Below are 14,559 nucleotides of genomic sequence, written 5' to 3' on the forward strand. Positions count from 1 at the left end.
AACACCGGCGCCACCACCGGCACGGGTGCCGTCAGTGACAGAGCTTCGCCTCGTGCTCCGCGTGCCCGCTCGGCTCCAGCTGGAAGGTGCAGTGCTCGACGTCGAAGTGGTCGCCCAGGCAGCCCTGCAGCTCGTGCAGCATCTTCTCGTGCCCGATCGAGTCGAGGGTGCCGGAGCCCACCACGACGTGGGCGGAGAGCACGGGCATCCCCGACGTGATCGTCCAGGCGTGCAGATCGTGGACCTCCTCGACGCCCGGCAGGGCGAGTATGTGCGCCCGCACCTCCGCCATGTCGACACCCTTGGGCGCCGACTCCAGGAGCACGTTCAGGGTCTCCTTGAGGAGCTTGACCGTACGCGGGACGATCATGAAGCCGATGACGAGCGAGGCGATCGGGTCGGCGGCCTGCCAGCCCGTGAGCATGATCACGACCGACGCGACGATGACGGTGACCGAACCGAGGGTGTCCGCGACGACCTCCAGGAAGGCGCCGCGCACATTGAGGCTCTCCTTCTGGCCGCGCATCAGCAGCGAGAGCGAGACCATGTTCGCGACCAGGCCGAAGACGCCGAAGTAGAGGGCGAGGCCGCCCTCGGTCCCCGCGGGCGTGATGAACCGCTGGACCGCCTCGAAGAGCACGTACCCGCCCACGCCGAGCAGCAGCAGACAGTTGGCGAGCGCGGCGAGTATCTCGGCGCGGGCGTAGCCGAAGGTGCGGTTCTCGGTGGGCGGCCTGTTCGCGAAGTGGATCGCGAGCAGCGCCATGCCGAGGCCGAGGGCGTCCGTGGCCATGTGCGTCGCGTCCGCGACGAGCGCGAGCGAGTCCGCCATGATGCCGCCCACGATCTGGGCCAGCATGACGGTGACCGTGATGCAGAGCGCGATGCGGAGCCGCCCCTTGTAGGCGTTGGCCGCGGTCCCCGTGGCCGGTGCCCCGTGCGTGTGTCCGTGATCGTGCCCAGCCCCCATGGAGCGGCCCTCCCGCGTAGTTCACCGGTCTGTCCCGCGCTGTCGCGCGACCACAGTGAACTACGGGTGGGGGGTATCTGGCAACGCGGCACTGAACACCGTTATCACTCCGCTGACCTGCTGAAATGGCAATGATTGCCGTCAAGGAGAGGGGTGCAGGTCAGGGGGCCCGGCCATCAGTCGCGGCGTGCTTCCGGGTGGTGCAGGCACCATCCCGCCCAGGCCGACTCGACCATCTCGCGCACCCCGCGCCGGGCCGTCCAGCCGAGCTCCGCGGCCGCCAGGCTCGCGTCGGCCACCGCCCGCGGCGCGTCACCCGCGCGGGCCGGCTCGACGAGCGCGGGCCGGGCGTCCCCGCTCACCTCGCCGATGAGCGTGACCAGTTCGCGTACGGAAACACCGCGGCCGCGGCCGATGTTCACCGTCAGATCGCCCTCGGCGCCGGACGCGACGCGGCGGGCCGCCGCGAGGTGCGCCTCGGCGAGGTCCGAGACGTGCACATAGTCACGTACGCACGTGCCGTCCGGCGTCGGATGGGTGTCGCCGAAGATCCGCGGCGCCTCGTCGCGCCGCAGCCGGTCGAAGACCATCGGGATCACGTTGTAGACGCCGGTGTCCGCGAGCTCGGGGGCCGCGGCGCCCGCCACGTTGAAGTAGCGCAGGCAGACGGTCGAGATGCCGTGCGCCCGCCCGGCGGCCCGCACCAGCCACTCCCCGGCGAGCTTCGTCTCGCCGTAGGGACTGACCGGGGCGCAGGGCGCGTCCTCCCGCACCAGCTCGGCGTCCGGCGGATTGCCGTACACCGCGGCCGACGACGAGAACACGAACCGCTCGATGCCGGCCTCGGCGACGGCTTCGAGCAGCGTCGTGAGGCCGCCCACGTTCTCCCGGTAGTAGCGCAGCGGCTGCTCCACCGACTCCCCGACCTGCTTGCGGGCCGCGAGATGCACCACACCGGTCACGCCGTGCTCGGCGAAGACCCGGCGCAGCAGCTCCCCGTCCAGCGAGGAGCCCTTGATCAGGGGCATGTCCGCGGGCAGCCGCCGCGGCACCCCCGACGAGATGTCGTCGAGCACGACGACGTCCTCACCGGCACCGGCCATGACCCGCGCCACATGTGCCCCGATGTATCCCGCTCCGCCTGTGATCAGCCATGTCATGGGCGCCCACCCTAAGCGACCGCCGTGTGAGGCCGACCGGCAGCGGGCAGGTGGCAGCTATGCGGGCAAGCCGGGCACCGGGCGGGCGCGGTTTGTGGGCGCGGCCCCCCATCCACCATGATGATCGTGAAGGCCGAGGCCCTCGCAGGCCGCCCTCGGAGCCTGACACAGGCTCTTATCGGGGCGTGAACGGGTGATGAACGCCCGCTTCCCATCATCCGATAGCCTCTGCCGACGTGCCGCCCGGCCGCCATGGCCAGGGGCGCTCCCCTTACGCATGTGCCCGGCGCGAGCCGCGCCGGTACTCAAGGAGTGAGTTCGTCTGTCGACCGCCATCCTCACCGGTCAGCCGGTCCCCGGGTCGCCGCTCGAAGGCGATCTGCGGTCCCTCGGCTTCGACGTGCGGGTCGCCTCCGACGCGGCGGACGCCGCGGCGCTGCTCGCCGCCGTCCCCGGTGACCAGCGGGTCGCGGTCGTCGACGCGCGCTTCGTCGGCCACGTCCACGCGCTGCGCCTCGCCCTCACCGACCCCCGCTTCGCCGCCGCCGCGGTGCCCGGCGCCGTCACGGCCAAGCCGGAGGCCCGCGCCGAACTGACCCGTGCCCTGCGGGCGGGCGCCGGAAACACGGGCGGCGTCACGACGCTCGACGCGCTCCCCGACTCCATCGCCTCGGCCATGGAGTCCGGCGCCACGGACGTGCACCGCCCCGAGCTCGGCACCCTCGTCGCGACCGTGCCCAGCGACCCGCAGACGCGGAACGAAGCGCGCCAGGCCGTCGCCGCCGTGGACGACGAGGCCGTACGCCTGCGCACCGCCGTCAAGTCGCGGGACGGCTTCTTCACGACGTACTGCATCTCCCCGTACTCGCGCTACATCGCCCGCTGGTGCGCGCGCCGCGGCCTCACCCCCAACCAGGTCACCACCGCCTCGCTGCTCACCGCGCTGATCGCGGCCGGCTGCGCGGCGACCGGCACGCGCGGCGGCTTCGTCGCGGCAGGCCTGCTGCTCCTCTTCTCCTTCGTCCTGGACTGCACCGACGGGCAGCTCGCCCGCTACTCCCTGCAGTACTCGACGCTCGGCGCCTGGCTGGACGCGACGTTCGACCGCGCCAAGGAGTACGCCTACTACGCGGGCCTCGCGCTCGGCGCCGCCAACGCCGGCGGCGGCGGTGACGATGTATGGGCGCTCGCGCTCGGCGCGATGGTCCTGCAGACCTGCCGACACGTCGTGGATTTCTCCTTCAACGAGGCGAATCACGACGCGACCGCCAACACCAGCCCCACCGCGGCCCTGTCCGACAAGCTCGACAGCGTCGGCTGGACGGTCTGGGTGCGCCGGATGATAGTCCTGCCCATCGGCGAACGCTGGGCGATGATCGCGGTGCTCACCGCGCTCACCACTCCCCGCATCACCCTCGTCGTCCTACTCGTCGGCTGCGCCCTCGCCGCCTGCTACACCACCGCCGGACGCGTCCTGCGCTCGCTGACCCGCAAGGCGACCCGCACCGACCGTGCCGCCGCGGCCCTCGCCGACCTCGCCGACAACGGCCCCCTCGCATCGGCCTTCTCCGCCCTCCGGCCGCGGGTGACCTGGCTGCGTCCCGCCCCGGTGCTCGCCTTCGTCGGCGGCGCCGGACTCGTCGGCACGGCGCTGGCCAACCCCTACGGCAGCCCCGTGGTCGTGGCCGCCGCCGCGCTGTACATCGCGCTGTCGGGCCTCGCCCTGATCATGCCCCTCAAGGCCCCCCTGGACTGGCTGGTCCCGCCGTTCTTCCGCGCCGCCGAGTACTGCACGATCCTGGTCCTCGCGGCCAAGGCCGAGGTGAACGGAGCCCTTCCCGCGGCTTTCGGGCTGGTGGCCGCCGTCGCCTACCATCACTACGACACGGTGTACCGCATCAAGGGCGGCGCCGGCGCGCCTCCGCGCTGGCTGGTACGGGCGATCGGCGGCCAGGAAAGCCGGACCCTCGTGGTCGCGCTGGCCGCAGCCCTGCTGCCCACCACAGATTTTCCCGTCGCGCTCACGGCACTCGCCGTGGCCGTGGCACTCGTGGTGCTCGTCGAGAGCATCCGCTTCTGGGTCGCCGCCGAGAAACAGGGCGCACCCGCCGTACACGATGAAGGAGAACCCGCATGATCGGCCTCGTGCTGGCGGCCGGCGCCGGACGGCGTCTTCGCCCTTACACGGACACCCTGCCCAAGGCCCTGGTGCCCGTCGACGGTGAGACCACCATCCTCGACCTGACGCTCGGCAACTTCGCCGAGATCGGTCTGACCGAGGTCGCGATCATCGTCGGCTACAAGAAGGAGGCCGTCTACGAGCGCAAGGCGGCGCTCGAGGCGAAGTACGGCCTCAAGCTCACCCTGATCGACAACGACAAGGCCGAGGAGTGGAACAACGCCTACTCCCTGTGGTGCGGCCGTGACGCCATCAAGCACGACGTGATCCTCGCCAACGGCGACACCGTGCACCCCGTCTCCGTCGAGAAGACGCTGCTCGCCGCCCGCGGCAACGGCCAGAAGATCATCCTCGCCCTCGACACGGTGAAGCAGCTCGCCGACGAGGAGATGAAGGTCATCGTCGACGACGCCAAGGGCGTCCAGCGCATCACCAAGCTGATGGACCCCTCCGAGGCCACCGGCGAGTACATCGGCGTCACCCTCATCGAGGGCTCCGCCGCCGACGAGCTCGCCGACGCCCTGAAGACCACCTTCGAGCGCGACCCCGACCTCTACTACGAGGACGGCTACCAGGAGCTCGTCAACCGCGGCTTCAAGGTCGACGTGGCCCCGATCGGCGACGTCAAGTGGGTCGAGATCGACAACCACGACGACCTCGCCAAGGGCCGGGAGATCGCGTGCCAGTACTGACGAGGCTCATCCCCTCGCCGGTCGTCGTCGACATCCGGCCGGGGGCGATCGACGACCTGGCCGGTGTCCTCGCCGACCAGCGGATCTGCTCGTCGACCGGCAAACTTGCCATCGCCATCAGCGGTGGCTCGGGCGCGGTGCTCCGCGAGCGGCTGATGCCCTCGCTGAGCGGCGCGGAGTGGTTCGAGGTCGGTGGCGGCACGCTCGACGACGCCATCAAGCTCGCCGACGCCATCAAGAAGTCGGGCCGCTACGACGCGATCGTCGGCCTCGGCGGCGGCAAGATCATCGACTGCGCCAAGTACGCCGCGGCGCGCGTCGGCCTGCCGCTGGTCGCCGTCGCGACGAACCTGTCGCACGACGGCCTCTGCTCCCCGGTCGCGACCCTCGACAACGACGCGGGCCGCGGCTCGTACGGGGTGCCGAACCCCATCGCGGTCGTCATCGACCTCGACATCATCCGCGAGGCCCCGGTCCGCTTCGTCCGCTCCGGCATCGGCGACGCGCTGTCCAACATCTCCGCGATCCGCGACTGGGAGCTCGCCGCCCGTGAGCGCGGCGAGGACATCGACGGCCTCGCGGCCGCGATGGCCCGGCAGGCCGGTGAGGCGGTCCTGCGCCACCCCGGCGGCGTCGGCGACGACGGTTTCCTCCAGGTGCTCGCCGAGGGCCTGGTGCTCACCGGCATCGCGATGTCCATCTCGGGCGACTCCCGCCCCGCGTCGGGCGCCTGCCACGAGATCAACCACGCCTTCGACCTCCTCTACCCCAAGCGCGCCGCCAGCCACGGCGAACAGTGCGGCCTGGGCGCGGCCTTCGCGATGCACCTGCGCGGTGCCCGCGAGGAGTCGGCGTACATGGCCTCCGTGCTGCGCCGCCACGGCCTGCCCGTGCTGCCGGAGGAGATCGGGTTCACCGTGGAGGAGTTCGTGAAGGTCGTGGAGTTCGCTCCGCAGACCCGCCCGGGCCGCTACACGATCCTCGAACACCTCGACCTGTCCAACGACCAGATCAGGGACGCATACGCCGACTATGCAAAAGCCATCGGTAGCTGAGCTCCGCCCGGTTGTTCACCCCCCGGGGGTGAAGGACCGGCGCAGCGGCGAACACTGGGCCGGCCGGCTCTACATGCGCGAGGTCTCCCTCCGCATCGACCGGCACCTGGTGAACACGCGGGTCACGCCCAACCAGCTGACCTACGTGATGACCGTCGCCGGCGCCCTCGCCGCCCCCGCCCTGCTGGTGCCGGGCATCACGGGCGCCGTGCTCGGCGTGCTCGCGGTCCAGCTCTACCTGCTGCTCGACTGCGTCGACGGTGAGATCGCCCGCTGGAAGAAGCAGTACTCGATGGCCGGCGTCTACCTGGACCGGGTCGCCGCCTACCTGTGCGACGCCGCGGTCCTGGTCGGCTTCGGGCTGCGCGCCGCCGACATCTGGGGCTCCGGACGCATCGACTGGCTGTGGGCGTTCCTCGGCACCCTGGCCGCCCTCGGCGCGATCCTGATCAAGGCCGAGACCGACCTCGTCGGCGTCGCCCGGCACCAGACGGGCAAGGAGCCGGTCAAGGAGTCGGCGTCCGAGCCGCGCTCCTCCGGCATGGCGCTGGCCCGCAAGGCCGCCGCCGCGCTGAAGTTCCACCGGCTCATCCTCGGTGTCGAGGCGTCCCTGCTGATCCTGGTCATCGCGTTCGTGGACCAGGCCCGGGGCGACCTGTTCTTCTCGCGCCTCGGCGTCGCGGTCCTCGCGGGCATCGCGCTGCTGCAGACCCTGCTCCACCTCGTGTCCATCCTCGTATCGAGCAGGTTGAAGTGAGCACCCCGAGCACCCCCAGCACCTCGGCACAGCAGCTGAAGGTCGGCGCCGTCATCATCACGATGGGCAACCGGCCGCAGGAGCTGCGCGCCCTCCTCGACTCGGTCGCCAAGCAGGACGGCGACCCGGTCGAGGTGGTCGTGGTCGGCAACGGCGCCCCCGTGCCCGAGGTTCCCGAAGGCGTACGCACCGTCGAGCTGCCCGAGAACCTCGGCATCCCCGGCGGCCGCAACGTCGGCATCGAGGCCTTCGGGCCCGGCGGCACCGACGTCGACATCCTGCTCTTCCTCGACGACGACGGCCTGCTCGCCAACATGGACACGGCGCAGCTGTGCCGCGAGGCCTTCGCCGCCGACCCGGAGCTCGGCATCATCAGCTTCCGCATCGCCGACCCGGAGACGGGGGAGACGCAGCGCCGCCACGTGCCGCGGCTGCGGGCCTCCGACCCGATGCGCTCCTCGCGCGTGACCACCTTCCTCGGCGGCGCCAACGCCGTCCGTACGAAGGTCATCGCCGAGGTCGGCGGTCTGCCCGGCGAATTCTTCTACGCGCACGAGGAGACCGACCTCGCCTGGCGCGCCCTGAACGCGGGCTGGATGATCGACTACCGCTCCGACATGGTCCTTTTCCACCCGACGACGGCCCCCTCCCGGCACGCGGTCTACCACCGCATGGTGGCCCGCAACCGCGTCTGGCTGGCCCGCCGCAACCTTCCCGCGCTCCTGGTCCCGGTCTACCTCGGCGTCTGGATGCTCCTCACCCTCGCCCGGCGCCCCTCGGGCCCCGCCCTCAAGGCCTGGTTCGGCGGCTTCAAGGAGGGCTGGACCACGCCCTGCGGACCGCGCAAGCCGATGAAGTGGCGTACGGTATGGCGGCTGACGCGACTGGGCCGACCTCCTGTCATCTGACAAGCTCGGGTCTGAGAGCATTCGGGCCGTACCCCGGTCCCTGGCCCACGCCTATGCCCGACCGGCTGCGCATCTGAAGACGAAAGTTTCCACTCGTGAGTGAGACAACGCATGACGGCGGAGTCACGGTGACAGCATCCCCGTCGACACCGCCGCCCGATGACGGGCTCTCCCGCGCCGACCTCGCCGCCAAGTACGGTCTGACCGTCAGCGGCGCCCGGCCCGGACTTTTCGAGTACGTCCGCCAGCTCTGGGGACGGCGCCACTTCATCCTCGCCTTCTCCCAGGCGAAGCTCACCGCCCAGTACAGCCAGGCCAAGCTCGGCCAGCTGTGGCAGGTGGCGACGCCGCTCCTGAACGCGCTCGTCTACTTCCTGATCTTCGGTCTGATCCTCAAGGCGGACCGCGGCTTCGAGCGTGAGGTCTACATCCCGTTCCTGGTCACGGGCGTCTTCGTCTTCACCTTCACGCAGTCCTCGGTGATGGCGGGCGTCCGGTCGATCTCCGGCAACCTGGGCCTGGTCCGCGCACTGCACTTCCCCCGGGCCTCGCTGCCGATCTCGTTCTCGCTCCAGCAGCTCCAGCAGCTGCTGTTCTCGATGATCGTGCTGTTCGTCATCACGATCGGCTTCGGCAGCTACCCCAAGCTCTCGTGGCTGCTGATCCTCCCGGTCCTGGTCCTGCAGTTCCTCTTCAACACGGGCCTCGCGATGGTCATGGCGAGGCTGGGCAGCAAGACGCCCGACCTGGCGCAGCTGATGCCGTTCGTGATGCGTACGTGGATGTACGCGTCCGGCGTGATGTTCTCCATCCCGGTCATGCTGAAGGACCATCCCGCCTGGATCGCGGACATCCTGCAGTGGAACCCCGCGGCCATCTACATGGACCTGATGCGCTTCGCGCTGATCGACGGCTACGGCAACACGTACCTGCCGACGCACGTCTGGGCGGTCGCGGTCGGCTGGGCCGTGGTGGTCGCCGTCGGCGGCTTCGTGTACTTCTGGAAGGCTGAGGAGCGGTACGGCCGTGGCTGACGAGACCGGCGTCGACAAGACGCACATCCCCACCGTCATCGCCGACGAGCTGCACATCGTCTACCGCGTGAACGGCGCGAAGACGGGCAAGGGCAGCGCCACCTCGGCCCTGAGCCGCATCCTGCGGCGCGGCGAGGAGCGGGGCGTACGCAAGGTGCACGCCGTGCGCGGCGTCAGCTTCACCTCCTACCGCGGCGAGGCCATCGGCCTGATCGGCTCGAACGGCTCCGGCAAGTCCACCCTGCTCCGCGCCATCGCGGGCCTGCTCCCCGCAGAGAAGGGCAAGGTCTACACCGACGGCCAGCCCTCGCTGCTCGGCGTCAACGCGGCCCTGATGAACGATCTGACGGGCGAGCGCAACGTCATCCTCGGCGGTCTCGCGATGGGCATGACCCGCGAGCAGATCAGGGAGCGCTACCAGGAGATCGTCGACTTCTCCGGCATCAACGAGAAGGGCGACTTCATCACCCTTCCGATGCGCACCTACTCCTCCGGCATGGCGGCCCGCCTGCGCTTCTCCATCGCGGCCGCCAAGGACCACGACGTCCTCATGATCGACGAGGCGCTCGCCACCGGCGACCGCAAGTTCCAGAAGCGGTCCGAGGCCCGCATCCGCGAGCTCCGCAAGGAGGCCGGCACGGTCTTCCTGGTCAGCCACAACAACAAGTCGATCCGCGACACCTGCGACCGCGTGCTGTGGCTGGAGCGCGGCGAGCTGCGCATGGACGGGCCGACCGACGAGGTCATAAAGGAGTACGAGAAGTTCACGGGCAAGTAGCCCGTTCGAGCCATCGGGCGAGCACCCGTTCGGCAGCAGTGCCCCGCCGGGAGGAATCCGGCGGGGCACTGTCGTGACATGGTGTCCCCGAAACCTCTCGCGTCCCTCAACTCACCGGCGGTGAAGGTACTTTGACGCCAATCGGTGTGTTGTTGTGATGCGCCGAACACCCCGACGATGCGTGCGGGGTTGTACAACGTAAGCTGTACCGGTGCTGATTCGCGGCAAGTGGGGCGATATCGCGCGGCGCCCCGGCTCGGAGCACGGTCCACCTCGGAGAGTGCTGGGCGGCGTGTCCGAAATAGGATGTATTGGGTCGGCAGTGTAGAACGGGAGATGTGACGGCAATGGCTACGGACGATCTCCAGCTCCGCGATGCATCCGCCGTCCTCGACAAGGCCGCGGACGAAAACTTCCCGGTGGCGCCGTTCTTCCTGCCCCGGGCCTGGCGCGACGACCTCATGGCCGTCTACGGCGTCGTGCGCCTCATCGACGACATCGGTGACGGCGACCTGGCCCCCGAGGCCGCCCACACCCGCCACCTGGGTCTCGACGACAGCGCCGCCGACGACCCGCTGAAGCTCCTTGACGGTGTCGAGGCGGACCTGGGCAAGGTCTTCGGCGGCGGCGAGGCCGGCCACCCGCTGGTGCGGGCGCTGCGCCCGGCCGCCGAGCGCGGCACCCTGACGGCCGCCCCCTTCCTCGCGCTGATCGAGGCGAACCGCCAGGACCAGAGCGTCACGCGCTACGAGACGTACGACGACCTCGTGGCGTACTGTGCGCTCTCCGCCAACCCGATCGGCCGGCTCGTCCTGGCCATCACCGGCACCGAGACCCCCGAGCGCGTCCGCCACTCGGACGCCATCTGCACCGGGCTGCAGATCGTCGAGCACATCCAGGACGTCGCCGAAGACCTGCGGCGCGGCCGCATCTACCTGCCCGTCGAGGACATGAAGCGGTTCCACGTGAGCGAGTCAGAGCTGGCCCGGCCGACAGGGGGCGCGTCGGTGCGCGCCCTGGTCGCGTTCGAAGCGGAACGCGCCCGCGGCCTGCTGAATGAAGGCACCCCCCTGGTGGGTAGCGTCCACGGCAGGCTGAAGCTGCTGCTGGCCGGATTCGTGGGAGGAGGCAGGGCGGCCGTCCAGGCGATCGTCGCCGCCGGGTACGACGTCCTGCCCGGACCGCCCAGACCCACCAAGCCCCGCATGTTCCGCGAGGCGGGCGCAGTGCTGCGAGGAGAGGGGTGAGCCGGACAGTGGAGTCGGATCCGCGGGTGTCCGCGCCGGTGCTCGCCGCGTACAGCTACTGCGAGACGGTGACCGGTCAGCAGGCACGCAACTTCGCGTACGGCATCCGGCTGCTGCCGGCGCCCAAGCGCCGGGCCATGTCGGCGCTGTACGCGCTCTCGCGGCGGGTCGACGACATCGGTGACGGCGCGCTCGCCCCGGACGTCAAGGCGGACCGCCTCGAGGACACCCGGGCGCTGGTCGCCCGGATCCGTGCGGGCGGTGTGCAGGAGGACGACACCGACCCGGTGGCGGTCGCCCTCGCGCACGCCGCCGCGCACTTCCCCATCCCGATGGACGGCCTCGACGAGCTGATCGACGGCGTCCTCATGGACGTACGCGGCGCGACGTACGAGACGTGGGAGGACCTGAAGGTCTACTGCCGCTGTGTGGCAGGGGCGATCGGGCGGCTCTCGCTCGGGGTGTTCGGCACGGAGCCGGGGGCGCTCCATGCGGAGCGCGCGCCGGAGTATGCCGACACGCTCGGCCTCGCGCTCCAACTGACCAACATCCTCCGGGACGTTCGCGAGGACGCGCAGGACGGCCGGACCTACCTGCCCGCCGACGACCTCGCCAAGTTCGGCTGCTCCGCCGGGTTCTCGGGCTCCGAGCCGCCCGCCGGATCCGACTTCGCCGGCCTCGTCCACTTCGAGGTGCGCCGCGCACGGGCCCTGTTCGCCGAGGGCTACCGCCTGCTGCCGATGCTGGACCGGCGCAGTGGTGCCTGTGTGGCGGCGATGGCCGGCATCTACCGCAGGCTCCTCGACCGCATAGAGCGGGAGCCGGAAGCGGTCCTGCGCGGCCGCGTCTCGCTGCCGGGCCGCGAGAAGGCGTACGTCGCGGTGCGCGGACTGTCCGGCCTCGACGCGCGGAACGTGTCACGACAGACCGTCCGGAGGCGTGTGTGATGCGCATCCGGAGTGATCGTGGGACAGCTGGGGCACCGCACGCGAAGCGGCGGGCAACCCTCCGCTCCATGGTCGCGTCCCAGACTGCAACGGCCGAAGGGGTGGGTGCATGAAGAGGGAAGACATGCAGCCAGAGGGGCTGACCGAGAACGCCGAAGGCCGTCCCGGAGGGGCGGCCGCAGTGGTGGTCGGCGGCGGCCTCGCCGGCATCACCGCGGCGCTCTCGCTCGCCGACGCGGGACTGCGCGTGACGCTGCTCGAAGGACGGCCGCGGCTCGGCGGGCTCGCGTTCTCCTTCCGGCGCGGCGCACTGACCGTCGACAACGGCCAGCACGTCTACCTGCGCTGCTGCACCGCCTACCGATGGTTCCTGGACCGCGTCGAGGGCGCGCACCTCGCGCCGCTGCAGGAACGTCTCGACGTGCCCGTCCTCGACGCCGGCCGCAACCGGCTCGGGCGGCTCCGGCGCACCGCGCTGCCCGTGCCGCTGCACCTGGCGGCGAGCCTCGCCACGTACCCCCACCTGTCGGTCGCCGAGCGCGCCAAGGTGGGGCGCGCGGCGCTCGCCCTCAAGGGGCTCGACCCGGCCGACCCCGTCCTCGACGGCCAGGACTTCGGCAGCTGGCTGGCCAGGCACGGCCAGTCGCCGCGCGCCATCGAGGCGCTCTGGGACCTGGTCGGCGTCGCGACGCTCAACGCCGTCGCGGGCGACGCCTCGCTCGGGCTCGCCGCGATGGTGTTCAAGACCGGGCTGCTCTCGGAACCGGGCGCCGCCGACATCGGCTGGGCCCGGGCGCCCCTCGGTGATCTGCACGACACGCTGGCCCGCAAGGCGCTCGACGCCGCGGGAGTGCGAACCGAACTAAAGGCACGGGTCACCTCCATCTCCCGTACGGAGAACGGCGGTTGGCGCGTGGAGGTTCCCGGCGAGACCATCGACGCCGACTCCGTCGTGCTCGCCGTGCCGCAGCACGAGGCGCACGACCTCCTCCCGGACGGCGCGCTCGACCGGCCCGACCGGCTGCTCGACATCGACACCGCGCCGATCCTCAACCTCCACGTCGTGTACGACCGGAAGGTGCTGAAGCGGCCGTTCTTCGCCGCCATCGGCTCGCCCGTCCAGTGGGTCTTCGACCGGACCGAGGCCTCCGGGCTCACCGAGGGGCAGTACCTGGCGGTCTCCCAGTCGGCCGCGCAGGACGAGATCGACGCGCCCGTCGCCGCGCTGCGCGAGCGCTACCTGCCGGAGCTGGAGCGGCTGCTGCCCGCCGCACACGGCGCCGAGGTGCGGGACTTCTTCGTCACCCGCGAGCGCACGGCGACGTTCGCACCCACCCCGGGCGTCGGCAGGCTCCGTCCCGGTGCCCGCACCAAGGCCCGCGGCCTGTACCTCGCGGGCGCGTGGACCGCGACCGGGTGGCCCGCGACCATGGAGGGCGCCGTACGCAGCGGCATCAGCGCGGCCGAAGCGGCCCTCGCCACCCTCGACCGCCCCCGTGATCACCTCTTCGCGTTCGAGGAGGCGGCGGCATGAAGCTCGACCTGCTGGGGTCAGGTCCCCAGAGAACCAGCACCGGAACAAGAGGAGAAACTGTGCCGACTGTGCCCTCGGCCGAGAAAACGGCTGCCGACACGGTGGACGTGACCTCACTGCTCGAAAGAGGAAGGACGCTGGCCACCCCGGTGCTGCGGGCCGCGGTGGACCGCCTCGCGCCGCCCATGGACACCGTCGCCGCCTACCACTTCGGCTGGATCGACGCCGAGGGCAACCCGTCCGACGGCGACGGCGGCAAGGCCGTGCGCCCCGCACTCGCCCTGCTCTCCGCCGAGGCCGCGGGCGCCGCCCCCGAGATCGGCGTCCCCGGCGCGGTCGCCGTCGAGCTCGTGCACAACTTCTCGCTGCTGCACGACGATCTGATGGACGGCGACGAGCAGCGCAGGCACCGCGACACGGTGTGGAAGGTGCACGGCCCGGCACAGGCCATCCTCGTCGGCGACGCCCTCTTCGCGCTCGGCAACGAGATCCTCCTCGAGCTCGGCACCGTCGAGGCGGGCCGCGCCACCCGCCGCCTCATCACCGCCACGCGCGCGCTGATCGACGGCCAGGCGCAGGACATCAGCTACGAGCACCGCGACCGGGTCACCGTCGAGGAGTGCCTGGAGATGGAGGGCAAGAAGACCGGCGCCCTGCTCGCCTGCGCGGTCTCCATCGGCGCCGTCCTCGGCGGCGCCGACGACCGCACCGCCGACACGCTGGAGAAGTACGGCTACCACCTCGGCCTCGCCTTCCAGGCCGTGGACGACCTGCTCGGCATCTGGGGCGACCCGGAGGCCACCGGAAAGCAGACGTGGAGCGATCTGCGTCAGCGCAAGAAGTCGCTGCCCGTGGTCGCCGCGCTCGCCGCGGGCGGACCGGCCTCCGAGCGGCTCGGCGAGCTGCTCACCGCCGACTCCAAGAGCAGCGACTTCGAGAACTTCTCCGAGGACGAGTTCGCCGCCCGTGCCGCCCTGATCGAAGAGGCGGGCGGCCGCGAGTGGACCGCCAAGGAGGCCCGGCGCCAGCACGCCATCGCCATCGAGGCGCTGGACCACGTCCAGATGCCGGAACTGGTGCGGGCGCAGCTCGTCGCGCTCGCCGACTTCGTCGTCGTACGAGAGAGATGATCACTATCGCGCGGATATCCGAGTTGCCCGGGGGGTGACCTCCGGGCTCCCAGGCAGTCGCCGGCCGGCGCCCCCCGCCGGCCCCCGGCGGGCCCCCACCCGACGTAGCCCCCCCACAGCACGAAGGGGGAGCCAAGACAGCGCCGACCCACGGAAGCACCCGAGCGG

At 71.1% G+C, this 14,559-nt stretch carries 13 protein-coding genes; 11 read left to right on the plus strand and 2 right to left on the minus strand.

What is annotated here, in order from left to right; all coding sequences use genetic code 11:
- Nucleotides 1-31: 31 nt before the first annotated feature.
- On the minus strand, nt 32-970 hold the full coding sequence (locus ACI2L3_RS21845; protein WP_404754019.1) for a cation diffusion facilitator family transporter: 939 nt from the start codon (nt 968-970) through the stop codon (nt 32-34).
- 176 nt (nt 971-1,146) lie between these two features.
- Nucleotides 1,147-2,130, minus strand: a complete 984-nt coding sequence (galE, locus tag ACI2L3_RS21850; RefSeq protein ID WP_404754020.1) for a UDP-glucose 4-epimerase GalE — start codon at nt 2,128-2,130, stop codon at nt 1,147-1,149.
- Between the two features lie 322 nt (nt 2,131-2,452).
- On the opposite strand from galE, the gene ACI2L3_RS21855 reads away from it, so the two are divergent.
- The 11 genes from ACI2L3_RS21855 (at nt 2,453) to ACI2L3_RS21905 (ending at nt 14,391) form a co-directional block, all read left to right on the plus strand.
- Complete coding sequence (locus ACI2L3_RS21855; protein WP_404754053.1) at nt 2,453-4,267, plus strand: DUF5941 domain-containing protein; 1,815 nt, start codon at nt 2,453-2,455, stop codon at nt 4,265-4,267.
- Complete coding sequence (locus tag ACI2L3_RS21860; RefSeq protein ID WP_363249683.1) at nt 4,264-5,001, plus strand: phosphocholine cytidylyltransferase family protein; 738 nt, start codon at nt 4,264-4,266, stop codon at nt 4,999-5,001. Before ACI2L3_RS21855 ends, ACI2L3_RS21860 begins: the two co-directional genes overlap by 4 nt.
- On the plus strand, nt 4,989-6,056 hold the full coding sequence (locus tag ACI2L3_RS21865) for an iron-containing alcohol dehydrogenase family protein (protein ID WP_404754021.1): 1,068 nt from the start codon (nt 4,989-4,991) through the stop codon (nt 6,054-6,056). Before ACI2L3_RS21860 ends, ACI2L3_RS21865 begins: the two co-directional genes overlap by 13 nt.
- Nucleotides 6,034-6,813: a CDP-alcohol phosphatidyltransferase family protein gene (locus tag ACI2L3_RS21870; RefSeq protein ID WP_404754022.1), complete on the plus strand. Its 780-nt coding sequence runs from the start codon at nt 6,034-6,036 to the stop codon at nt 6,811-6,813. Before ACI2L3_RS21865 ends, ACI2L3_RS21870 begins: the two co-directional genes overlap by 23 nt.
- A 35-nt stretch (nt 6,814-6,848) precedes the next feature.
- The gene (locus ACI2L3_RS21875; protein WP_404754054.1) at nt 6,849-7,721 is read left to right on the plus strand and encodes a glycosyltransferase family 2 protein; all 873 of its coding nucleotides are present in this window, start codon (nt 6,849-6,851) and stop codon (nt 7,719-7,721) included.
- Between the two features lie 95 nt (nt 7,722-7,816).
- Nucleotides 7,817-8,755: an ABC transporter permease gene (locus ACI2L3_RS21880; RefSeq protein WP_404754023.1), complete on the plus strand. Its 939-nt coding sequence runs from the start codon at nt 7,817-7,819 to the stop codon at nt 8,753-8,755.
- Nucleotides 8,748-9,533, plus strand: coding sequence for an ABC transporter ATP-binding protein (locus tag ACI2L3_RS21885; RefSeq protein WP_404754024.1), 786 nt, complete (start codon nt 8,748-8,750; stop codon nt 9,531-9,533). The genes ACI2L3_RS21880 and ACI2L3_RS21885 overlap by 8 nt, the downstream gene beginning before the upstream one ends.
- Nucleotides 9,534-9,880: 347 nt before the next feature.
- Nucleotides 9,881-10,780, plus strand: coding sequence for a squalene synthase HpnC (hpnC, locus tag ACI2L3_RS21890; protein WP_404754025.1), 900 nt, complete (start codon nt 9,881-9,883; stop codon nt 10,778-10,780).
- Nucleotides 10,777-11,727 (plus strand): presqualene diphosphate synthase HpnD, encoded by a 951-nt coding sequence (gene hpnD / locus ACI2L3_RS21895; protein ID WP_404754026.1) that lies wholly within the window; start codon nt 10,777-10,779, stop codon nt 11,725-11,727. Before hpnC ends, hpnD begins: the two co-directional genes overlap by 4 nt.
- Nucleotides 11,728-11,851: 124 nt before the next feature.
- Entirely contained in the window at nt 11,852-13,261 is a 1,410-nt protein-coding gene (gene hpnE / locus ACI2L3_RS21900; RefSeq protein WP_404754055.1) for a hydroxysqualene dehydroxylase HpnE, read from the plus strand.
- Complete coding sequence (locus ACI2L3_RS21905; protein WP_404754027.1) at nt 13,258-14,391, plus strand: polyprenyl synthetase family protein; 1,134 nt, start codon at nt 13,258-13,260, stop codon at nt 14,389-14,391. Before hpnE ends, ACI2L3_RS21905 begins: the two co-directional genes overlap by 4 nt.
- Nucleotides 14,392-14,559 lie beyond the last annotated feature (168 nt).

It is taken from the genome of Streptomyces sp. NPDC029674, from assembly GCF_044903205.1.
Lineage (GTDB): Bacteria > Actinomycetota > Actinomycetes > Streptomycetales > Streptomycetaceae > Streptomyces.